A 23457-nucleotide genomic window follows, 5' to 3' on the forward strand; every position below is an offset into this window, starting at 1 on the left:
GAGTAATACCTTATTTGACGAGGATATATTCAAATATGTTTCCCTTAGGTAAAATCATGGTGTAACTAGCGCTCTGGGTACTAAATTTCTTTCACACCTTTCGGCTTCTTTTGCCTGCTGACTTCACCTAAAAAAACTCACATAGCTTAGGCTATGCTCGTTTTTTGGAGGTTTGACAGCCACCAAAATAAACTCGAAATTGTGTATAAACTACTTAGTTCCCAAAGCACTAGCCAGTATGTTAAAGCCAGAGCATTAGCATTGAGTCACTTTACTTACTCAAAACCTGCAAATATGAATACATTCAAAGACCCTTTTGCCAATATGAGTGGCTTTGCGTTTTTTCTTTGTTTTACCGGTGGGGTCGCTTTGATTGGTCTCTTAGGGTGGGTTTTTGGTACGCCTGGCAAACAAATAGCCCCTACTTATAAACACCTACTGGATAATTATACCAAAGACTCCTCTTTTACCTCGCCTCAATTTAGGATAAAAAAAGGACAATCATACCGTTTAGAGTTGAAAGGCGAGGTAATTGATAATGATTGGATAGTAGTGGGCTTGAGCATTTTGAACGAAGAAGACGATGTGATTAATGAGAAAGAGGTAGAGTTTTGGCACGCAAGTGGTCACGACTCTGACGGATCATGGAGTGAACGTGATGATATAGAAGCATTTCATTTCAAAGCCAAAAAAACTGAAAAAATTTCAGTAGAAGTGTACTGGATCAATGATGGCGCAAATGATTTTTGGCGCCAACAAGGGATTTTCAAAGAAAGTGAAATTTGGAACAAGCAAAACCTGGAGAACCTGTTTAAGCGTCAAACAACTACAATCTCTTTTACCTTAAAAAAAGCAGGAGGAGCCTTGGTGTCTAAGTACTTTCAGTATGTATTTTGGATATTTGGAGGTTTGTTTCTTCTTGCAATTATTATGGAGTTTGGAGATACAGAATGAAACTCTTGGACATGAAAACAAGATAGGTAGGTTTGCACATTTAGTCGTTATGAATTAAAATGAGCAGGTTTTTTGTAGTAGATAGTATTTGTTAATTGTTGAAAAAACAGTAAATTTAGTATTTTAACATTACGATCAATATTGAATTATGAAGTCATATACCCGCATGCTTGTTGTAGCAATTACTTTACTCATACTTGCCACACTATACGCTGCAGCATCGCAAGGTTGGTGGGTGGCATCTTTCAGAAACACTGCTGTAATACATGCCTACCAAAAAGAACAACGTGCTTATGGTAGCAGGGGTGTATATGGTAAAAGTGGCAGATTAAGAAATGGCTCAAGAAGTTTTAGAGGAGGGAGTCGCCGGGGAGGTAAATAAATGATTATTATAAAGAAAACTAAACTATTTTAAACTTAAAAATATGAACTTACTCAGCATTTTCTTACAAGCGTCTAACACAACTGGTCGCATATCCATTCAGGATGGCATTCTCGAAACACTTATTTTTGTAGCCGTAGGCATGGCTATAGCTTTTCTTGCCTTCAAGCTTATCGACTTGATTACCCCAGGCAACCTGTCAAAGCAAATCGCAGATGGCAATGTAGCACAAGCTATTTTAGCCGGAGCGTTAATTTTAGGTGTGTGTATTATTATTGCGGCAGTATTAAGTTCATGAACAAACCCTCAAATATTCAAACAAGCCTTACTCAAAAAGCATCAGTGCCGATACTCTTAGTATCGGTTTTTATTATTGCCATCTGCGGTATTTTGTACGAGTTGCTCATTAGTAGCATCTCGTCTTATTTTTTGGGGAGCAGTGTACTTCATTTTTCACTTACCATTGGGTTGTTTTTATCATTTATGGGGCTAGGGGCTTACTTGTCTAAATTTATTCCTGACAAGCACTTGCTCGACCGTTTCATTATGATAGAAGTCTGGCTGGGTATCATTGGTGGAGCATCAGGGGCTTTGCTTTATGTAAGCTATGCCATTACCGAAAACTACTACCTCATTGCTTTTTTGTTGCTGGGCAGCATAGGTACCCTGGTAGGCATCGAAATCCCCATTCTAACCCGCATTATCCGAGGCTATTTTAACCTCAAAGATACCCTGGCTCAGGTATTATCTTTTGACTACCTGGGTGCTTTGATTGCCTCTATTTTGTTTCCTTTATTTTTGTTGCCTTATCTGGGGCTTACCCGTACTTCGTTTTTTATAGGTTTGCTTAACCTAAGCGTGGGCATATTCAATATGTTGGTGTTCAAAAAGCAATTGATTCGTTTTAAACGAAAACTCACCTTTACTTTAGTTGTTACAGTATTGTATATCATCGGTTTCTTTTCGGCATTTACCATCAGTGGCTACTTTGAACAGTTTCTTTACCAAGACGACATCGTATTTACCAAGCAGTCGCGTTATCAGAGGCTGGTAGTAACCCAATGGAAAAACGACACCCGCCTGTACATTGATGGCAACTTGCAATTTTCATCTGTAGATGAATACCGCTATCATGAACCTTTGGTACATATTCCTTTGGCTCTTGCCAAAAAACCCGAATCAGTGCTATTTTTAGGGGCAGGCGACGGGTTAGCTATCCGTGAAATATTGAAACACCCCCACATTCAACAAATACACGTGGTAGATCTTGACCCCGAAATGACCAAACTAGGTAAAAGTCATCCTGTATTTAAGCGCCTAAATCAAAGTGCTTTTTATAACCCTAAGGTAAAAGTTTTTAACCAGGATGCATTTAAGTTTGTAGAAAAAGAAGCCAAGCAACTATACTCGCTCATTATCATAGATTTGCCCGACCCCAACGACATCAACGTAGGTAAACTGTATACCCGTGAGTTTTATTCACTGGTGAAGCGCCGCCTGGCCAAAGATGGAGCCATGGTTACCCAATCTACTTCTCCGTTTTTTGCCCGCAAAGCTTTTTGGTGCGTCAACCAAACCCTGAAATCGGTATTTCCGGCGGTGGTGCCTTATACAGTCAATGTACCCTCGTTTGGGCAGTGGGGCTTCAACATAGCCTTGTCTTATCCACTTGCTCCCCAAGGCAAACAATTTAGCAAAGAAGGAATGGCCAATTATCTCAACCGCCAATTGTTTGACGAACACCCACACCTCAAGGGCAAGTTGCGTTACCTCACCCCCGCAGTACTCAACAGCTTTATGCACTTTGACAAAGACATGACTCACCTACCTACTCAAGTAAACACCTTAAATACCCAAAAACTGGTGCAATACTATGAGGAGGGTTGGCGAAATTATAACCGATAATGAGTTCAGCATAGCCTAAGGCAACTACCCACTTAAGGCTGGCCTCAAACTAAACGACCCTGTACTTTAAGCACAGGGTCGTTTAGTTTGAATATACCAGCAGCAAGGCAATGGCTTAGCTGTCTGTTCTTGGTTCGTTTGGCTTGCCAGGGGCTTGGTTTTGTGCTCCTGGAAACTGGGTACCTCTGTTTTTCTCTTTTTTCTTCTTCTTTTTCTTATTAGGATTGGGTTGCCCTTGCTTTGGCTGGTTTTGGGCTGGCTTATTCTTTTTTGCCCAACCATCTTTTAACGATACGGTGCGGTTGAACACCAATTGATCATTAGTTGTATACTTTGTATCTACACAAAAATAGCCCAAACGTTGAAACTGCATTCTATCACCCGGTTTTGACTCTTTAAGACTTGGCTCAAGTTTACAGTCTTTTAGTATCTCTAGTGAGTTGGGGTTCAAAAACTCAGTAAACCCTTTGCCTTCTTTTTTGGCTTGGGTTACAGGCTGTTCTACATTGAACAAACGGTCATATAAGCGTACCTCGGCGTCTATAGCGTGAGCTGCCGACACCCAATGCAATACACCTTTTACTTTTTTCCCGCTGGTGTCTTCCCCACTTTTCGAATTTTCGTCGTAAGTACAACGCAACTCTACCACTTTGCCCGCTTCGTCTTTGATCACTTCTTCACATTTAATAATATAAGCACCCTTTAGACGCACTTCGCGCTCTGGGGCAAGGCGGAAAAACTTCTTGGGGGCATCCTCCATAAAATCGTCTTGCTCTATGTAGAGCTCTCGACCAAAAGGCACTTCACGTTTGCCCAAACTTTCGTCTTCAGGGCTATTTTCCAACACCAAAGTTTCGGTCTTACCTTCGGGATAATTGGTAATGACTACTTTTAGGGGCTTAAGCACTGCCATTACCCTAGGTACCGTTTTATTGAGGTCTTCACGAATGCTGTGCTCCAGCAATGATACATCTATCAGGTTTTCGCGGCGTGCGACGCCTACTTTTTCGGCAAAGTTGCGGATAGATTCAGGCGTATAACCACGACGACGTAATGCCGACACAGTAGGCATACGAGGATCGTCCCAACCATCTACGACCTTTTCTTCTACCAATTGCAGTAACTTGCGTTTGCTGGTCATGGTGTATGACAGGTTCAGGCGGGCAAACTCGGTTTGCTTGGATGGAAAAATACCCAGTTTGTCTATCAACCATTCATACAAAGGGCGGTGCACCTCAAACTCTAGGGTACACAACGAGTGGGTTACCTCTTCTATAGCATCTGACTGCCCATGGGCAAAATCATACGTAGGATAAATCTTCCATTTATCGCCAGTGCGGTGGTGAGGCTTATCAGTAATGATGCGGTACAAATAAGGGTCACGCAAATGCATATTCGGCGAAGCCATATCTATTTTTGCCCGCAATACTTTAGAGCCATTAGGGTGGTTGCCCTGTCTCATTTCTTCAAACAATTGCAGGTTTTCGGCAATAGAACGCGAGCGGTACTTATTTTCTACACCTGGTTGGGTAGGCGTTCCTTTTTCTTTAGCGATGGTTTCGGCATCAGAATCGTCTACATAAGCCAAACCATCTTTGATAAGTTTTACAGCAAATTCGTATAACTGATCAAAATAATCGGACGTATAACGCGCATTACCGTTCCATTTGTAGCCCAGCCATTCTATGTCGTTTTTGATTGCCTCTACATATTTGGTGTCTTCAGTAATGGGGTTGGTATCGTCAAAGCGCAGGTTACAAGCCCCCTGGTACTTTTGTGCAATCCCAAAGTTTACCACAATAGACTTGGCGTGTCCAATGTGCAAAAAACCATTTGGTTCAGGTGGAAATCTTGTCTGGACTTTGCCGCCGTGCTTGTTATTGGCAATGTCATCCTCAATCTTTATTTCGATAAAGTTGAGTGATTCCTTCGGTTCTTTTTCTTCGGTTGCGGTACTCATTTTTCGCTTTGATTAAATTTTTCTGATAGTAAGACAAAACCACCATATTCAGCTGTTAGATGTTAGCTTCAAGCCATAAATAAGCCAAGCACTATTCAACTGTAAAATAGTGGAGTATTGATAATAAATAAAGGTAAAGACTTATAAACATAAAGCCTTTACCTTTAGGTAGTTCACAAATATAGAAAAGTTTTTAGGATTTGTGTCAAAGCTTTAAGGATGGGTATACTGAAATTAGAATAAAAATAACTTCTAGCCCAAGCTATTGCGATAAAGCCTATACTTATGGTCAGGCTTGATCTTTATACACCTGGGGCACATACATCACCTTACCATAGTTTTTGTACATAAGCTCTTCTTCTAGCAAAGCTCCGCTTCTAAACTTGGCAATTTTATGCCGCCATATTTCATTAGCCCTGAAATAGTGACCGTCTTTTTTGATAAACTGGTGGTTTTTCTCTTTTACATGATAAGCAAAGTCCAGTTCTTTGTTTACCCTTATCTCACCTTCCAATAGCTTATCAGTCAGCCAAAGATTAATCTGAAAAGTCCAGGAGGTGTCGTTAGTGAGTTGAAAATCGATGTAATTGTAAAACACTGCTGCCCCACTTGCCCAGGGCAATACCCTGCCATTGTCAGGAAAAGGATCTATACTATGGTGGTGCCTTTCGGCAATGGTGAGTGGAGAGTGAAGCGCCAACCAGTGCAGCAAGTTGGTACTTTGGCAAATGCCTCCTCCTATGCCTGCTCTGGGTTTGCCAAACGATAATTCCATTCCTTCTTTGTAGCCTTTTTTGCGGGTAGGCAAGCCTACAGTCTTACAAAACGAAAAGGTTTCGCCTGGCTGAATAATCATCCCATTGATTTTGCTTACTACAATCTTAAGGTTGTCTACCTTATTGTGCTGTAGTTGCATATCGGTTTCACCTAGCTTTTTCAACAGTTTAGACTGGTGCTTTTTTACCCGAAAGGGGAGCTTTTCAGGTTGCCGTTGTTGGGTATATTTTTTACCATCCAGGCGCCAACTCAACTGTCTTCTGATGCGTTTTTCCCACACTGATATAAAATACAACCAAGGGTGTCTTTGCGACAATAGTTTGCGCGATTTTGTCACTTTTTTTACCTGATTAAAAGCCTGTCAAAAAATACTTGACAGGCTTTGTTAATTTCTTTAACTTAATTGTTTTTAGTAAAAATATTGCCAAATACACGGTAAAAACCGCCCTGTCCCGATTCTCTGATTTCGTCTACCAAATAGGTAGCGCCTTCTTTACGCAGATTTTTCGGAAATTGCACGTTCCAATTGGCTTCATACCCTGGCGACAAAGCCCTTACTCTTAGTTTGCCCCCTTCTTTGATGCACTTCAGCAATACTCCCTGGGCATCATCGGCAGCCTCTTCGAGCACATCAGTATTTACTACAGCTGCTTGTTTTTTGGGCGCCTTGATATCTTTTACCTGCGGTAACTCTCCCTCTTCTGCCTTTTTGATTGCCTCGGCGCTGGCGTCTATACAAGTAAGCACCCCGTGGGTAGTCACAATATAGAGCTTTTCGTTGTGGTATTGCATAGAATAAGCCGAACCACAAGTGGTGGCCAGTTTCCAGAGACGTTTACCGGTTTTGTCAAAGCAATACACCGAAGAGGAACTATCACCACCAAAGATAAACTCGTTATTGTCAGACGCAGCACAAGAATAAAAAGCCCCTTCGCCCTTCATTTCGGCAAGCTTTGCCCCTTCCTTGTCAAACAACTCCAGCCAAGCACTGCTAGAGCCCGTTAATACTGTTTCTTGAGTACGCCAACCAAACATTACACTGCCTTTGGTGCCTTGATTCCATAAGTTGTTACCTGTTTGTCCATCGTAGCAACTCACACCACTACTATGCCCGTGGTAGACACGCCCAGCATCGTCGCAACGCACCATCCAACCACTGGAACCAGCGCTTTTCTTGCTCCATTGCTCTTCGTCATCGTAATCAATCACGGTTACCTGCCCAGCACTGTCCGACACCCCCAGCAAACCACTGTTGATGTCTAGCCAATAGATATCTACATCTTCTTTGATCTCATACGCTTTGCGCGGAAGTTTTCCCGTAAGATCATACACATTGCCATCGTCACAACCCACATAAATCCAGTCGCTGTCGGCAATGATACATTTCACCCCATCAGGCAATTTATATTGGTTGAGCACTTCGCCCTGATGGTTGAGTTTATACACTGCGCCATCTTCGTTGCCCATCCAGCAAAAGCGGTCATCTATGTAAATACCAAAGGCTGCCGAGCCTGAGTCAAACTTCCATAATACAGGTGATTTTTTGGCGGTAGACTTAGTAGAAGCTATGCTACGGCGCGAAATTGCCCGCTTTTTTCTTTGCCCCATTACCGCCTCAGCGTATCCTTTACTCTTTTTGGCTTTTATTTTTTTATTGGCTTCTTTTACCGCTGCGTCGTTGGTAGCAAAGCTTTTGGTAGACTTGGTGCCATCGGTGCCTATGCGCCCATAGCGAATCGTAAGTTCGGTGTTGTCTATTACTACTTCATAAAACTTGTGGGCAGCTCCAGTATCTTCTGAAAGCTCCAGGTATGTTTTGGTCATGGTGTTGGTTTTAATTTAGGTAGTTTGAGTAAAATTTTAGTCTTGCCAACCACAATTAAGGGGTTTTAATAAATTTAGTTAGCTGGCAAATATAAAGTGGTTGTATACGGTAGGTAAGGTAATAAGTTTCGAGCAATATGGCAGTTTTTGGATACGCTAAAAACACACATTATCTTTGGTTTTTGGCTTTTCTGACCAAACGTTCATATTGTGTCCAAAAATCAGCCTGCTGATCGCTCGAGTCAGGTGGATAGGTTTGCCAAAGTTGGGTTCCCTGCTTTACATTTTGCACGATCTCATCTTCCAACACTACTGTTTTTGAAGGAGAGAGAGGAGAAGTTGGTATAGTCGGGGTAGGCAAAGCAGAAGAGGTTCGCCCAGCTCTCATGATCGTCTTACGATGCTTTATGCCCAATACATAAATAATGATTAAGATTGTAAATAACCAAAAGCTTTTCCAGAAGTTGGTGCTCTCAAAAAACTCGAGAACGCTTTTATATTTTTTTTCTTCAGTCTCTCCTGTTCCGTCAAGGTATCCCTGTATGCTACTTTTCCACGCCTTGTATTCTGTCAATGCCTTATGGTAGCCTGCCTCAAAACCATATTTTTCCTGTTGTTTTATAAGTTGTTGGTAAGCTTGCCTCATATAAGTGTAATCGTCTAACTCACTCGCTGCATACTCTGAATCGAAATATATTTGAAACTTAGTGTAATCAAAAATCATGGATTGAACGTCAGCCTTCCTTATATCTATTTTGTATAAAATCTTTGCTTGCTTTACTTTTCGAAAGTCAAGAACAGCCCCGTTTTTTATCTTTACATTTACCAACAATGTATGCTGAGGCAATTGAGCCCCACTAAAGGTAGCCACCTTTGCAAAAGAAGCATCAGAAAGTAATAGCTTCTTCTGAAATACTGCTTTACTAAAGTCTACTGTATCTCGAAACGACACCGCTTCAAATATGGCAAGGTCTTGAAAATTGGCGTTGGAAAAATTAACCACACTATCAAATCTTGCCTCGTAAAAATTAGCGTTTTTGCTGAAAGTAGCATTTGATAAATCGACAGGCTTTTCAAACTTGATTTTCTTAGCTGTAAAGGCCCCTAGAAAAATAGTGGATTGTGCTTTTAATGTTTGATTCAAGACCCTTAACTGGTCTTTATACAAAATTTCTTGGTCTGGTATATTATAACTAATCAAGACATCCAACTTAAAATCATGTGTATATTCACGCTTACTATAGTCAAACATTTGTTGTGCAGGTATAGGCAATGCCCAACCCAAACACCCAGCAAAAAAAAGAAAATATTGAAGTACTTTTTTCATGAAATAAAATATGAGTGACTGACCTAAATGAAACTTCAAACGACATAATAATAATATCAACTACTAATACTTTCGGCTACTTATCCTCTCCCCTGCTTAATCCAGTAGACTCAATACATCTTCTTTAGTCAAGCTCTTGATAAAACTCTCTTCGGTAGTAATCAAGTCTTGCGCCAAGCGCCTTTTGTTAGTTTGCAAAGCAAGAATCTTTTCTTCTACGGTACCCTTGGTAATAAATTTATAGGTAAACACTGTATTTTCTTGCCCTATGCGGTGGGCACGGTCTACTGCTTGTGCTTCAATGGCAGGGTTCCACCAGGGGTCAAGCAAAAACACATACTCGGCAGCTGTAAGGTTGAGCCCTACTCCACCCGCTTTGAGCGAGATCAAAAACAATTGGATTTCGTCATTGGTCTGAAACTGCTCTACTTGTTGCTGGCGATTTTTGGTAGAACCATCTAAGTAAGCAAATCGCCACTGTCTTTCTTCAAACGCATTTTTTAGCAACTGTAAATGTTTTACAAACTGGCTAAACACCAACACTTTGTGCCCATTGCCAATGATGCTCTCTAGCTTATATAAAATATCGTCCATCTTACCCGAACTCTCCTCATAGCCTTGATCAATCATACGTGGGTGGTTGGCAAGCTGACGCAACTTAGTAAGTCCCTGCAATAATAAAAACTGGGTTTTTGCCATTCCACTGCTTTCTATTTGCTTAAGAATCTCGTTGCGGTACTGTGACTTCACTTTTTCATAGGCTTTTTCTTGTTCGTGGGTCATGGCACAATACTGTACATTCTCTATTTTTTCGGGCAACTCAGTCGCCACCTGGCTTTTCAAACGACGTAAAATAAAAGGTTTGATAATGCTCTTAAGCTTGGCTAGTTTCTCCATGTCGTTTTTCTTCTCAATGGGCAACAAATACTCTTTCTTAAAAAATGCCTGTGAGCCTAACAAACCAGGATTAATAAATGAAATTTGTGACCATAAATCCAGTGTGGTATTTTCAAGTGGGGTTCCGGTTAAAATTAAACGATGTTTTGAGCGCAATTGCTTCACGGCTTTGGTAACTGCGGCGGAGGGGTTTTTGATTGCCTGTGACTCGTCCAGAATGACATAGTTGAACTGGTAATCCATCAAAATATCAATATCGATGCGTGTAATGCCATACGAAGTAACCACTAAGTCGTAATGCTGAAACTGGGCTACATTTTTCTTTCGGTTGGTACCTGTATATACAAATATCCTGAGGTTGGGCACAAACTTATGGGCCTCTAGCTGCCAATTGTAAATCAACGAAGTAGGAATAACAAGCAACGATGCTTGAGTAGCCCCTTGCTCTTTTTGAGCCTGGAGCAAAGCAAGCGCCTGAATAGTTTTACCTAAACCCATATCATCGGCAAGGCAGCCACCAAAACGATACTCATTTAAGAAATTGAGCCAGTCATAGCCCGCTTGCTGATAGGGACGCAAACTACCATTAAAACTTTGCGGTGGTTCGGCTTTGGCTATTTTCTCAAAGTCGCGGAACTGCGCCAGTTTGCGGTTCAGAGTTACCTTGGCGTGTTTTCCATTTTTAAGGTCTTGAATCAAAGACAAATGGTGTTTTTTTAATTGGATATTCTCTGCATCACGTGCTTCCGAAAAAGCAAGCAATTCGGCGTATTGTGCCAGCCAGGCTTCGGGTATAATGGCAATTTCGCCATTGGGCAAAGCAAACTCGGTTTTCTTTTGCAAAATAAGCTCACGCAGTTCAAAAAATGGAATTGCAAACTCGCCAAACCTTACCGTAGCATAAATGTCAAACCAGTCTTTGTTCTCTTTGATCTCCACCTTGATTTCTGCTTTGCCCAAAAAGTACTTTTTGGTGTTGCGGGTGTTTTGTTCTACCCTAAAACCGTGTTCTTCTAGCAATTGGGTATGCTCATTGATCCAACTAAAGGCCGCCTCTTTGCCCAAGAGTACATAGCCGTTTTTGAGCGGCAATTCTTGGTCTTTGAGCAATTTTATAATGTTAGTTTCATAATTTGTCTTGCGGCGTATTCTAAAAAAAGTATAATCAGCGCCTTCTTGCTCTACTTCTACATTTACTTCAGGTTGTTTATCAGCTTTGAACCTAAATCGGTCGTATTGAAAGTTCAACTCAAACAATATCTTATAGTTACGCGGTGCATCCTTGTCATCATTACCAAACAAATCACCCGCAGCATCATCGGTATAATACTCAGAAAAAGTAAGCACAGGTTGTGCCTCGAAGCTGCGCGAAACGATTTTAAACCCCTTGGCATAGACATCAAATGATGCTACCAGGGGTGCTACAAATTTGCGATAGTAGGTGTCTTCTACCTTGCGAGGTATCAATATAAATTTTTTGTTCAAAAAAGGCTGAATCTTTTTACCATCTATGCCATTGGCAAAGTAGTGCAGCGTTTTATCTAACAACAACCAGGCAGGCTCGTTACACACCACAATGGCATTTTTGTATTGAAAATCAAGCTTTTCTCCTTTGTACTTAATCGTAGGAAAATAATGGGTATTTTCTTCGTTTCTACGAAAATGAAACAACACGGTAGCGGCTTCGGAGGCTATTTCGAGTTGTTTCCAGGTGGGTTCGCCATCACGTCCCATTTCAAACACCATTTTGCCCTCAAGCAATGATAGAATTTTTGCCCGACGCACTTTTACATAGTTGGCAATGCTTTCCTGTAGTGCTTTGTCGCCTTTTTCGGGATCGTATATCTTCAGAAAGAAATCATTGGTTTTTATTTTTTTGTTGTAAAATTTCTTAACAATGGTTTCTTGTTGAGTGGCATCAATCAGCTCGATCAGTTCATAGTCTACCTCATTGAGACCCCGCCCAAACTCACGGGCGTTTTGCGATGAGATGTTTTGGTGCTGATAAGTAAGCTCACCTTTGGAGTTTCGCTGCACTACATAAGAGTCAAACAAATATCCCAGGTATTGGTGCTCGAACAACGAATATACTAACTGAAAAGGTTGTGTAGTGGATACTTTCATAACAAACTCATGATAATACAATGGAAAACCTCCCGGCTTATTGAAGTAAACGTCGGGGAAACCAAAATTTTAAAGAATTAGATAACATACAGCAGAGGAGGTTTTTACTTTAAATTTATTGTGCAATTGAGGCAACAAAGGCATGAAGATCAAATCTACCTCTTATAAAATTTGATCAAGTTAAATGATTCGAATGAATTTGTCGAATAAACAAGGTTGCAATTCGATAAATTGCCTTATTTGGCAAAAATAATGGTTTAAATCAAAGAAAAATATAGCGAAAGTCAAGTAAATAAATTACATGCATAAGATATAAACATATTCTTTTTTGATCCGTAGATATATAGTATAAAGCTGGCCACCTCTCATAATAATACAAAATATACTACTTTAATTTAAATTACTCCACTTTTAGAGCTTGACAATCACTCCAATATCATTGTTTAAAGCCAATATTTGTGGAAGTTTTCAGGCAATGTTCAACCCAATACCTGATTGCTGGATGTAAGTTTTGATATGCTTGCACCAAATATACTAAGGTAAACCAACACAAATAACACTATATGCTATGAGAAATGTTCAACTAAAAAAAGGTAAGGCTGCCAAAAATCAAATACATTATGTACCCGATGCTACTTCACTTAATGAGTATGAAATAGCTTGGGCAATTGCCCATAGAAGTCACAAGAAAAATGTAGAGTATGAGGTAGATGGCGATGAATTGATTGAGTATTCGTTTGCCAAGGGGTGCTTTCACCGATGGGTCATTACTACCGTACAAGACAACAAAGTGGTATTGTCGAGTATCTGAACGGTTAACCCATAGCATTCATTGGATGGTCGATCGCCAACTACAACACATTGGTTTTATGTGATGAGAATAGGAGATACACTGCCTCCTATTCTTGTATCTTAGCTATCAGTTCACTAATCCATTGCTTGAAGCGTGGGCATTTCTGAAGTATAGTATCAAGCCCTACTATAGTGGCAATATCTTCTCCATCTGCTACTTTATTATATGCTTCTCCATTTGCTTTCAGAATTTTAATTAAACGTTTCGATGGGGCAGTTTCAGGGCTGTCATTAATATCTTCGGGGTTTGGAAACCTATTTCTTACTTTTTGTAACTCATCTAATATCTTCACATCATCGTATTGAAACTCAAAACCTTCACTGGAAGAAAATAATAAAGCTTCGAACTCATGAAGCTGAATATAAGGAATAAAATACCTAGTATCAAGCCCTAATTCCTCTGATAAATAATTGCTCATTCCTTCCTCCAACAACTTTGCTCCAACAATAGGGTTCTGTTGTTTTACTTTGGCTGCTTCATAATTAGGAAAATGAAGGTTGGGATGAATGCCATAATAATCAAAAAAAGTAGTGACTATTTTCCCCTTATCCAACAGATGATTTCTTAACTCTTCTTTAAGTTTAGAAAACTTCACAATACCCCCTCCTGTATGCTTGATAGGAGTAATTCTTATATCTACATAAGCTCCTACTTTTTCCTCCAAATAAGGAATCAACAAGGTTGAAAATACTTTTACTTCGGTTTGTCCTTCTACAATACAATGTACTCTTTTCATAGCTTTAAAATGGCTGCCCGTCAATCATGTTTTTTTGCCACAAATCGCCTAAACTATAGTCATCCAACCACCTGTCAAGCATCGCACTGTCTAAGTTGTTAAAAACCGATTGATTGTCTTTTTTATCTACCGTAATAATATCTTCAGGAGAAAAATTACTCACCAAGTTTACTGACTGGGTAGAAATAATAATTTGACTCTTGGCAGCCGCCTTTTTTATCAATCCAGCCAATTTAGTAATAGCCACTGGATGCAACCCTAGTTCGGGCTCATCAATAATAATTACTTCAGGTAGGTTTGGCTGCATCAACAGCGTAGCCAAGGCAATAAAACGAATCGTTCCATCAGAAAAATGGCGTGCATTCAACAAAAAATCAGGTTGGCTTTTTTCTCTCCACTCCAGGTTAATTCGTTCTTCATTTAATCTATCAGGCTGTAATTCAAATCTTTCGAAATAAGGCGCAATAGACTTAATGGTATGTTCTATTCTTTTAAAGTGTTTGGGGTGTTTCTCTTGCAGTAGATACAGAAATGCAGGTAAATTATCCCCATCTTCCTTCAACATCAAGTTATCGTTTAAACCAGCTGAAGTGCGTAGGCGGGCATTTTCGCTGGTATCATGAAAATGATATAGTTTAAAGCTTTTGAGGTATTGGCTGACATATTTAGGAACACCCCCTCCTTGTCCACGTTCCTTGATACTCCCTTCTTTTTCATTATATGATATAGATAATTGATACCAAGACTTGTCTGTTTTACAAAACTCTACCCATTCGCTTTCAATAAACAAACTATTACTCGAAGTAGGTTGCAATGCAATGGTGTATGCATTGTTAGTATCAAACTCAATACGACTTATAATTCTATCCGTGGTTTTACTACCAAAACACAATAAGTTCTCGGCTCCTTGTTTCATCGTATAATTTTCTAGCCGTTGTTCATAAATATTATCAACCAACTTGAAAAATGATATAAAATTTGATTTACCCACTCCGTTGGCTCCTATCAACACATTGATGGGGCGTAGGTTTAACTCTAAACCACGAATAGACTTATACCCTTGTATTTCTATTTTATTAATCATAACCTACCTACTATTATTCGCCACCAAATTGATTTCATAAACACTATCAAAGTTAAAAACATCTTATTAATGTCCCTAATCTTATTCTTGGTAAATAGCAAACAAACAAAAAAAGGCTGGTCTAACATTTGGTTAAGCCAGCCTTTATCAATTATGTAATAAGTAATTATTTTCTCTTATTGATGTACCTCGCCAATGTTTTGCGGGTAGATGAGTAGGTAAACAACGACACAATCTCGCGATAATTTTCGGGGTCGTGTACATAGTTGTACGCCAGTTTGGCAAACTCTAGTTTGTTGTCTTCAAAATTAAACAATTGGATCACAGTTTTAATCTGGCTCACCTTTATACATTGCTTTTGCTTTATAAACGAGGTGGCCATAGTCATTCGATCTTCTTCAAACGACTCTTGCTGTAATTGTTGCTTATAGGTATTAAAGGTTGCCTCACTTAGTGGTTTTACGCATTTTTGGGCGTAAACAAGTTGCCCTAAACCTACTGCTTCTATACAGGCCAACAGTGCCAAAGCAAGAAAACCAGTTTTTATTAAATGTTTCATAAGACAATTGCTTAGTTAATTATTCTATAATACGAAGTTTTTGGAGCAATTGCGCTAAAAAACAAAAAAAACCCAAGCCAATTTGTACTTACACAAATAACTCTTGGGTTAAATCAATATCTACAATAGCAAATTGAAAGATATACAAAACTTAGTTTCGGAAATAATGTTGTTGAAAGATGTTTGGTTGCTAGTAGGAACTTGGGAGTTTCATATAGTACAATGCTTTCTATCAGAAAAAATGACAATCTCATACATAAAATATTACTTTATGAATTAATAAAAACATAAAACACTGGTAACCAAACAATTATCTTCACAAAAAAGGCAAGATTTTTTATCATAAAAAACATTGCCTTTATATTTTACAGTCAGAGTATGTTTAAATTTTGTCTTCGGAGTTAAAAATGATGAGTTTTTTGTGCTGGCGAGGCGTATTTTTAAGTGAATAGCTATTGACGCAAAAATCAACAAAGTCAGCGCGTAAAAACTGTAAGTCCCGAACTTGTATTCGGGGACACTTTTTTAACCCAGATTATGATTTTTAAACATACTCTCAATAGTTTGATAAACCTACCTAAAGCCCATCGCTTTTCTTGCCCGATTAAGCACTGGTGTGGCTATGTCACGAGCTTTGGTTTCGCCTTCTACCAGTTTACTATGTAAGTCGGTCAGGTTATTCATATAATGATCAAATAGTTCGCGCTGTTTTTCGTATTTGGTCATTATCAACTCTAGCAATTCTTTTTTGGCGTGTCCATAACCATAATTACCTCTTGCATAGTTTTCACGCATTTTGGTCACTTGGGTATCATTGGCCAACAAACCGTACAGTGCAAATACGTTGCACGTGTCAGGGTCTTTGGGGTCTTCTAGCGGGGTGCTGTCTGTTTCTATACCCATCACCTGCTTTTTAAGCTTTCCCTTGGGCAAAAATATGTCTATATAGTTGTTATAAGACTTGCTCATTTTGCGCCCATCGGTTCCCGGAATGGTCATCAGGTCGGCATCAATACGCGCTTCTGGCAATACAAAAATCTCTTCACCATAGTGGTTATTTATCCTTTTCGCCACAAAACGGGTAAACTCCAGGTGTTGCTTTTGATCTTTGCCTACTGGTACCACATCGGCATCATACAATAGTATATCGGCAGCCATTAGCATAGGGTAAGTAAATAAACCTGCATTTACACTTTCGTCGCCTTCACCTCCCAATGCTTCCGACTTGTCTTTGAACGAGTGGGCAAGTTCCATCCGTGAAAAGGGCATAAAACAACTCAAGTACCAGGCAAGCTCAGTTACTTCAGGCACTCTTGATTGACGATAAAAGGTATTCTTATTAGTGTCGAAACCAAGCGCCAACCAAGCAGTAGCTACTGCATTTACATTTTCTTCACGCACTTTTGGGTCTCTTATGGTAGTAAGCGAGTGCATATCTGCAATAAAAAAGAAAGAGTCATTTTTTGGGTCTTCTGATAGTTCAATACCAGGCTGAATTGCGCCTAGAATGTTTCCCAAATGTGGTCTTCCTGAACTTTGAATGCCAGTGAGTATCCTTGCCATTTTTATACTAAATTTTTAAATGAAGGTCACAAATATAAGAAATTTTACCAGAAAGGTGAGTTTTGCCTTGCCTCAAGCATTAATTGGCTGCTAATCAAAGGCTTACATTTAATATCGAGATTTAAAAGTAGCACCTAAGCATAATTTTTCGTCTTAGAATAAGTTTACAAACCTACAGACAAATGGTTTCTTGTGTTGATGGATACACCTTAGATTGATTGGGTGGTCAGTAGATCAAGTGCTAACTGCCTGCATATAATACACCATCCATTACTCTACAGCTATATCAAGCTAAGTTTTTTTAGCACTATTTCTATAATATTAATCAAAATTACGTTGGCTAATATCAAAAAATGGGATTAATTCGTAGCTAAAAAAGTGTTTATCGCAGGTTATTCACAAATAACCTTTAAATTTGCTTCTTATTTTTCACTATATCACATTAAAATAGGTACTTTTAAAACACTAAAAAAGCCTATAAAAATAAGTGAGAAGAGATGATTGAATGTCCCTCATTAATATAAAACAAATAGTTAATTCGATTGTAATATGATTGTAGTTACAGGTGCCGCTGGTTTTATAGGAAGTTGTTTAATTAGTAAACTAAATTCCGAAAACTATCAGGCGGTAATCGCAGTAGACAAGTTTGACAACGAAGCTAAGAATAAAAACCTGGAAGGAAAGACCATCAAAGAGCGAGTTGAACGCAACAAGTTCTTTGATTGGTTTGACAAACACCACGAAGAAGTAGAATTCATTTTTCACATTGGTGCGCGCACAGATACGACCGAGTTTAATGTTGATATCTTCAACGAACTAAATCTTAACTATACCAAAAAACTTTGGCAATACTGCTGTAAATATCACATCCCGCTAGTTTATGCATCTTCTGCTGCTACTTATGGTGGTGGCGAACACGGCTACGACGATAGCGAAGAGGTTATACCTAAGCTAAAACCTTTGAATCCTTATGGAGATTCAAAAAATGACTTTGATCTTTGGGCACTGCAACAAGATAAAAAACCTTGGTTTTGGGCAGGTCTTAAGTTTTTTAATGTGTACGGTCCTAACGAGTACCACAAAAAGCGTATGGCATCGGTAATTTTGCATGCTTTTAATCAAATAAAAGCTACTGATAAAATGAAGCTTTTTCGCTCGCACCGTGCCGATTTTAAAGACGGAGAGCAAAGCCGTGACTTTGTGTATGTAAAAGATGTGGTGGAAGTAATGATGTTTTTGATGAAACATCGCAAAGACTCTGGTATTTATAACCTGGGTACTGGTCAGGCACGTACTTTTCTCGACTTGGTTCGCAATACTTTTAAAGGAATGAGCAAAGAAGAAGACATTTCGTTTATTGATACACCTGAAGATATTAGAGACAAATACCAGTACTTTACTGAGGCTAATATGCAAAAGTTGATCAATATTGGGTATGACAAACCTTTCCATTCTCTTGAAGAAGGTGTGCAAGATTACGTAAAAAATTACCTGATGGAGCAAAAATACTTTTAAGATCAATCAATTGAAGGTTGATAATTTTCAGCAATTTTCTATTACTTTGCCAAAATTATCAACCTTTATCTGTTGATTGTCAAACATGAATACTTACGGAAAAGCTTTTAGAATTACCACCTTTGGCGAATCGCACGGCGATGCTATTGGTGTAATCATTGATGGTTGCCCTTCAAACCTTGCGCTGGATATGGAGTTTATTCAACGTGAACTAAACCGCCGTCGTCCAGGGCAGTCTAAAATAGTGACGCAACGCAAAGAACCTGATCAAGTGCAGGTCATTTCAGGAATATTTGAAGGAAAAACCACTGGAACCCCTCTTACTTTGGTTATTTGGAACCAAGACGCCAAAAGCAAGGATTACTCGCATATAGCCAATCAGTTTCGCCCTTCTCACGCTGATTATACTTATCAGCAAAAATATGGTATTCGTGATTATCGTGGAGGTGGCAGAAGCTCTGCCCGTGAAACAGCCGCACGTGTGGCAGCGGGTGCCATTGCCAAGCAAATTTTGTGGCAACAAGGAATCAAAATCACTGCTTATACCTCGCAAGTGGGCAATATCAAACTTACTACTCCTTATCAACAACTTGACTTTTCTCAAATAGAGCAAAACGATGTGCGCTGCCCCGACCCAACGCTTGCTACCCAAATGGTAGAATGCATAAAAGAAGTGCGCAAACAAGGAGACACTATAGGTGGGGTAGTAAATGCAGTAATAGAAAACACACCTTCAGGCTTAGGCGAGCCTGTATTTGACAAACTACACGCTGAATTGGGCAAGGCAATGCTCAGCATAAATGCAGTGAAGGGTTTTGAGTATGGTAGTGGGTTTGATGGGGTAGAAATGCTCGGATCGGCTCATAATGACCTGATATATAAGGATGAATCTGGCGAAGCACGCACCCGATCTAACTACTCTGGGGGTATTCAGGGAGGCATTTCCAACGGTGAAGATATTTATTTTAGGGTAGCTTTTAAACCAGTGGCTACGCTTATGCAAGACCAGGAAAGCCTAAATACCCAAGGTGACAGTGTCACTGTCACTGGTAAAGGTAGACACGACCCTTGTGTGGTGCCGCGTGCAGTGGTGATTGTAGAGGCGATGGCCGCTTTAGTACTGCTTGATTTTTACCTGAGACACCAACAAACTGTTGAAATAAAACCCTAAGTATCCAACCCAGAATCGTTCGCTAAAACTAGAAAAATTTTTCGCAAAAAAAAAAGACCAAAATAGTGTGACAATAGGTTTAAAGTGGCTGTTTTGTGCAGAAATTGAAGGGTTTAAACATATTCTAATCAAATCAACCACTGTAAAACACTTGTTGAAGGACAGGTGTTTTTCTTTATGGTACATTTTGTCTAAATTCAAAAAAAACATATCGCATGCGCAAAAAAATTACTATTATATTATTTCTGCTACTTACTACCATTTTTATGCAGGGCTGCAACTCCAGCTCTAAAACCAGTAAAAGCAATGCTACATCAAACAACCCTCAAAACCTGCCCTTAGAGAAAATCAAATTACCTAAAGGTTTTCAGATTTCTATTTTTGCCAATGGAGTAAACGAAGCCCGCTCAATGGTAAGAGGCGATAAAGGGACTATTTTTGTGGGCAACCGTGGTGGTGGCAATGTGTACGCTGTAGTAGACAATGATAATGATTATAAAGCCGACAAAGTATACACCATTGCTTCTGGGCTCAACATGCCTTGTGGGGTGGCTTTTCGCAAGGGAAGCTTGTATGTGGCAGAGGTAAGTCGTATTTTGAGGTATGACAACATAGAAGCCAACTTAGACAACCCACCCAAACCTGTGGTAGTTTATGATAAGTACCCTACTGATAGGCACCACGGCTGGAAATTCATCGCGTTTGGTCCTGATGATAAATTGTATGTACCTGTAGGGGCTCCCTGCAATATTTGTGAACGTTTAGAAAACCCTCAATATGCCTCTATTACTCGTATGAACCCAGATGGCTCTGGCCTGGAGGTGTTTGCCAGTGGTGTACGCAACAGCGTGGGGTTCGACTGGCACCCTGATACCAAAGAGTTGTGGTTTACAGACAATGGACGTGATATGTTAGGCGATGACTTGCCCTCTGATGAGTTGAACCATGCACCTAAGAAAGGGATGCACTTTGGCTACCCCTATTGTCACCAGGGCGACACCAAGGATCCTAAGTTTGGCGATAAACGCCCTTGCAGTGACTTTACTCCTCCTGCCCAAAAACTAGGGGCACATGTGGCAGCTCTGGGGATGCGATTTTATACAGGCAAAATGTTTCCGAATGGTTATAATAAAAAAGCTTTCATTGCGATGCACGGTTCTTGGAACCGCAGCAAAAAAGTAGGGTATAAGCTGGCTTTGGTGCAAACCAAAGAAGGTAAAGTGACTGAATTTGAGACATTTGCTGAGGGTTGGCTTGACCACAAAAAACAACTTGCCTGGGGGCGTCCAGTAGATGTACTGCAAATGCCTGATGGTTCTTTGTTGGTGTCTGATGACATGGCCAATGTAATTTACCGGATTACTTATAAATAAACTTCTAACCAACTTCTCCCCTGGCTCTATAGGTTCAGTACTATTGGGTTGGGTGTATTATACGCTAACTTTAGCCACAGACAGATGAAGTCAAACATTGCTCAAGAACTGAAAGATTCATACGATGCTCAATACAAAGATCCTCATATAAAAAAATGGCGGGAACTAGGAGCTAAAAATAAAGTTCAAAATATCATTAATATTACCCAAGGTCACTCTTTTGATAAGGTTTTGGAGGTAGGGTCAGGCGATGGAAGCATTTTACAGGAACTTTCTCGTCAAAATTTCGCTCAGGAACTTTACTCAGTAGAAATCTCTCAAAGTGGAATAGAAGCCATTCAATCACGTAATATACCACAGCTTAAGAGTGTACAACTTTTTGATGGATATAAGGTACCTTTTGAAGATCATAGTTTTGATTTGGTAATATTGACTCACGTACTGGAGCACGTAGAGTTTGAACGTTTGCTTTTGCGAGAGTTGAAAAGATTGGCCAAGCGTCAGGTAATTGAGGTTCCTAAAGATTATCGTTTTGGGGTAGACAAAAAACTTAAGCATTTTCTGGCTTATGGTCATATCAACATGTATACCCCCAGTTCGCTCAGGTTTTTGGTCAAAAGTGAAGGTTTTCGTATTCTAAAAAACAGTACGGCCATTTACTCTAAGGATGTATACACTTCTAACAAACGTTCTTTTGCCCAAAAACTAAAAGCCAATATGGTATACCTGGCCAAGCAAGCCTTGACCCACACGCCTTCTGTTGCGTTCAACCATCGATACATCGACACCATTACTTTGTTTACCGAAAGCAGTGAACAGGGTTTAGATATTATGTAAAAACAAAAGCCGTTGCTTTTCTTGTGTAGCAACGGCTTTTTGTTAGACTCTAATAAAACAACTATGAAAGCCCTTCTGCATCTGCCACAATTTCGGCAAGGTCAAAAACTTTTACATCGTGCTCACGCTCTTTGCTTTTCACTCCATCGGTCATCATAGTCATACAAAAAGGACAAGCCGCCGCTACTACATTGGCACCCGTTTCCAGGGCGTCTTCTATACGCTCTACATTGATCTCTTTTTTGCCTTTTTCGGCATCTTTAAACATTTGCGCCCCTCCTGCTCCACAGCATAAACCTTTGGTGCGGCAACGCTTCATCTCTACCAAATCGGCATCGAGTTGCTCAAGCACCTTGCGGGGGGCTTCGTAAATGTCGTTGGCTCTGCCCAGGTAACAAGAGTCATGGTAGGTAATTTTTTTACCTTTAAACTCTCCACCTTCTGTCATTTTTACTTTTCCAGCGTCAATCAATTGCTGCAAAAATGTAGAGTGGTGAATTACGTCATAGTCACCGCCCAACTCTTTGTATTCATTTTTAAGAATATTAAAGCAATGAGGACAAGCGGTTACTATTTTTTTGATGTTGTAAGCATTCAACAACTCAATGTTGCCAATTGCCTGCATTTGAAAAAGGTCTTCGCGTCCGGCACGTTTAGCAGGGTCGCCAGTACAAGACTCTTCGGTGCCCAACACGGCAAAGTCAATGCCCACTTTGTTCAATATTTTCACCATAGCAATGGTTACTTTTTTGTAACGATCATCAAATGATCCTGCACAACCTACCCAGAAAAGTACCTCTGGGGTCTTGCCTTCTGCTGCCAAATCCGCCATCAAAGGCACTTTATATGTCATTTCGCTCATTTTTTTTACATTTAATACCGGCTTTATATCCATTGCCAGTTTTTACTCAGTGCAAGCACATCAAAACAGTACTTGCGTTAATTTATATTAAAAACTAATGCTAATTAATATTCAGTGCAACCTGCATCGCCTAACGTGGCGGTGCTATCTTTTTAGGTACTACTCCTCCCCCTTTGTTTTTAGTATCTACCTGCTCTACCTGTAAGGCGTTGTAGTTTACAAAACTGCCAATGAGGTTATGAAAAGCAGGGCGAATAAACAGGGTCATTCCAAATATAATCAGAGATAAGGATATAGATACGGCAATGTTGTTCTTCTTTATTTCGGCTATTTCGTCCAGGTCTATAGTGGCTTTGATGTATACAAAAAAGCTGATAAGAATCAGTAATACACTGAATGTCAAAGAAATAGCATAGAACAAAAAGAAATACCCCAACGAAATCATAAATATCTTGATCGTGATTTTGTTATGTGCCTCTACCATTGTTTGCAGAGCACTGTTGGATGATTTTATGCTGGTTTGAATCAACAACAAGGTGCATATAATCAAAATTGCTTTGAACAACGCAATAGAAATATTGCCTTCTTTGACCATTTTCAGTGTATTTACCTTTAGCACCAGCTTGTCTATTACCTTTAAGGCAATATAGATGGTAAGCAACCCAAAAACCAGCGACAGAGAAACGTCATAAATAGAAAAAATGATTCTGTTGGTATCCATACTTCAGGTTTTGTTTAAGTAATGAGTTTTGGG

General features: G+C 39.7%; 20 protein-coding genes. 9 read left to right on the forward strand and 11 right to left on the reverse strand.

Going from position 1 to position 23457, the window contains the following annotated elements; all coding sequences use genetic code 11:
• The first annotated feature begins 294 nt into the window (after positions 1–294).
• The 4 genes from Q0954_RS12730 (at position 295) to Q0954_RS12745 (ending at position 3241) form a co-directional block, all read left to right on the forward strand.
• On the forward strand, positions 295–954 hold the full coding sequence (locus Q0954_RS12730) for a hypothetical protein (protein ID WP_299457381.1): 660 nt from the start codon (positions 295–297) through the stop codon (positions 952–954).
• Positions 955–1102: 148 nt separating this feature from the next.
• Positions 1103–1336, forward strand: a complete 234-nt coding sequence (locus tag Q0954_RS12735) for a hypothetical protein (protein ID WP_299457383.1) — start codon at positions 1103–1105, stop codon at positions 1334–1336.
• Between the two features lie 43 nt (positions 1337–1379).
• Complete coding sequence (locus Q0954_RS12740) at positions 1380–1634, forward strand: DUF350 domain-containing protein (protein ID WP_299457385.1); 255 nt, start codon at positions 1380–1382, stop codon at positions 1632–1634.
• Complete coding sequence (locus Q0954_RS12745) at positions 1631–3241, forward strand: polyamine aminopropyltransferase (RefSeq protein ID WP_299457387.1); 1611 nt, start codon at positions 1631–1633, stop codon at positions 3239–3241. Before Q0954_RS12740 ends, Q0954_RS12745 begins: the two co-directional genes overlap by 4 nt.
• 115 nt (positions 3242–3356) lie before the next feature.
• Here Q0954_RS12745 and Q0954_RS12750 read toward each other — a convergent pair whose 3' ends face one another.
• The 5 genes from Q0954_RS12750 to Q0954_RS12770 all read right to left on the reverse strand — a co-directional run bounded on the left by Q0954_RS12750 (position 3357) and on the right by Q0954_RS12770 (position 12150).
• Positions 3357–5201 (reverse strand): glutamine--tRNA ligase/YqeY domain fusion protein, encoded by a 1845-nt coding sequence (locus Q0954_RS12750; protein WP_299457389.1) that lies wholly within the window; start codon positions 5199–5201, stop codon positions 3357–3359.
• A 289-nt stretch (positions 5202–5490) separates the two neighbouring features.
• Positions 5491–6315 (reverse strand): VanW family protein, encoded by an 825-nt coding sequence (locus tag Q0954_RS12755; protein WP_299457392.1) that lies wholly within the window; start codon positions 6313–6315, stop codon positions 5491–5493.
• 62 nt (positions 6316–6377) lie between these two features.
• Entirely contained in the window at positions 6378–7802 is a 1425-nt protein-coding gene (locus Q0954_RS12760) for a WGR domain-containing protein (RefSeq protein ID WP_299457394.1), read from the reverse strand.
• Between the two features lie 169 nt (positions 7803–7971).
• Entirely contained in the window at positions 7972–9129 is a 1158-nt protein-coding gene (locus tag Q0954_RS12765; RefSeq protein ID WP_299457396.1) for a pentapeptide repeat-containing protein, read from the reverse strand.
• Positions 9130–9225: 96 nt separating this feature from the next.
• The gene (locus tag Q0954_RS12770) at positions 9226–12150 is read right to left on the reverse strand and encodes a DEAD/DEAH box helicase (RefSeq protein WP_299457398.1); all 2925 of its coding nucleotides are present in this window, start codon (positions 12148–12150) and stop codon (positions 9226–9228) included.
• A 568-nt stretch (positions 12151–12718) separates the two neighbouring features.
• Here Q0954_RS12770 and Q0954_RS12775 point away from each other — a divergent pair.
• Positions 12719–12961, forward strand: a complete 243-nt coding sequence (locus Q0954_RS12775; RefSeq protein ID WP_002696312.1) for a hypothetical protein — start codon at positions 12719–12721, stop codon at positions 12959–12961.
• An 88-nt stretch (positions 12962–13049) separates the two neighbouring features.
• Here Q0954_RS12775 and Q0954_RS12780 read toward each other — a convergent pair whose 3' ends face one another.
• From Q0954_RS12780 to trpS, 4 genes are all read right to left on the reverse strand, one after another.
• Complete coding sequence (locus tag Q0954_RS12780; protein ID WP_299457399.1) at positions 13050–13739, reverse strand: DUF4276 family protein; 690 nt, start codon at positions 13737–13739, stop codon at positions 13050–13052.
• Positions 13740–13743: 4 nt separating this feature from the next.
• Positions 13744–14823 (reverse strand): AAA family ATPase, encoded by a 1080-nt coding sequence (locus Q0954_RS12785; RefSeq protein WP_299457400.1) that lies wholly within the window; start codon positions 14821–14823, stop codon positions 13744–13746.
• Between the two features lie 166 nt (positions 14824–14989).
• Entirely contained in the window at positions 14990–15382 is a 393-nt protein-coding gene (locus Q0954_RS12790) for a DUF4476 domain-containing protein (protein ID WP_299457401.1), read from the reverse strand.
• Between the two features lie 573 nt (positions 15383–15955).
• Complete coding sequence (gene trpS, locus Q0954_RS12795) at positions 15956–16945, reverse strand: tryptophan--tRNA ligase (protein WP_299457403.1); 990 nt, start codon at positions 16943–16945, stop codon at positions 15956–15958.
• 549 nt (positions 16946–17494) lie between these two features.
• Between trpS and rfaD the strand changes: the two genes are divergently transcribed.
• The 4 genes from rfaD to Q0954_RS12815 all read left to right on the forward strand — a co-directional run bounded on the left by rfaD (position 17495) and on the right by Q0954_RS12815 (position 21841).
• The gene (gene rfaD, locus Q0954_RS12800) at positions 17495–18460 is read left to right on the forward strand and encodes an ADP-glyceromanno-heptose 6-epimerase (protein WP_299457405.1); all 966 of its coding nucleotides are present in this window, start codon (positions 17495–17497) and stop codon (positions 18458–18460) included.
• 85 nt (positions 18461–18545) lie between these two features.
• On the forward strand, positions 18546–19631 hold the full coding sequence (aroC, locus tag Q0954_RS12805; protein WP_299457407.1) for a chorismate synthase: 1086 nt from the start codon (positions 18546–18548) through the stop codon (positions 19629–19631).
• 215 nt (positions 19632–19846) lie between these two features.
• Positions 19847–21004, forward strand: a complete 1158-nt coding sequence (locus Q0954_RS12810; protein WP_299457409.1) for a sorbosone dehydrogenase family protein — start codon at positions 19847–19849, stop codon at positions 21002–21004.
• Positions 21005–21088: 84 nt separating this feature from the next.
• Positions 21089–21841, forward strand: a complete 753-nt coding sequence (locus Q0954_RS12815; protein WP_299457411.1) for a class I SAM-dependent methyltransferase — start codon at positions 21089–21091, stop codon at positions 21839–21841.
• Positions 21842–21902: 61 nt separating this feature from the next.
• Here the strand turns inward: Q0954_RS12815 and Q0954_RS12820 are convergent, their stop codons facing one another.
• Together Q0954_RS12820 and Q0954_RS12825 are read right to left on the reverse strand one after the other, a co-directional pair.
• Positions 21903–22703: a (Fe-S)-binding protein gene (locus Q0954_RS12820; protein ID WP_299457412.1), complete on the reverse strand. Its 801-nt coding sequence runs from the start codon at positions 22701–22703 to the stop codon at positions 21903–21905.
• A gap of 130 nt (positions 22704–22833) precedes the next feature.
• Positions 22834–23424 carry a DUF350 domain-containing protein gene (locus Q0954_RS12825; protein WP_299457414.1) on the reverse strand — a complete coding sequence of 197 codons (591 nt, stop codon included), beginning with the start codon at positions 23422–23424 and terminating at the stop codon, positions 22834–22836.
• Between the last annotated feature and the right edge of the window lie 33 nt (positions 23425–23457).

It is taken from the genome of uncultured Microscilla sp., assembly GCF_947493425.1.
Taxonomy (GTDB): Bacteria; Bacteroidota; Bacteroidia; order Cytophagales; family Microscillaceae; genus Microscilla.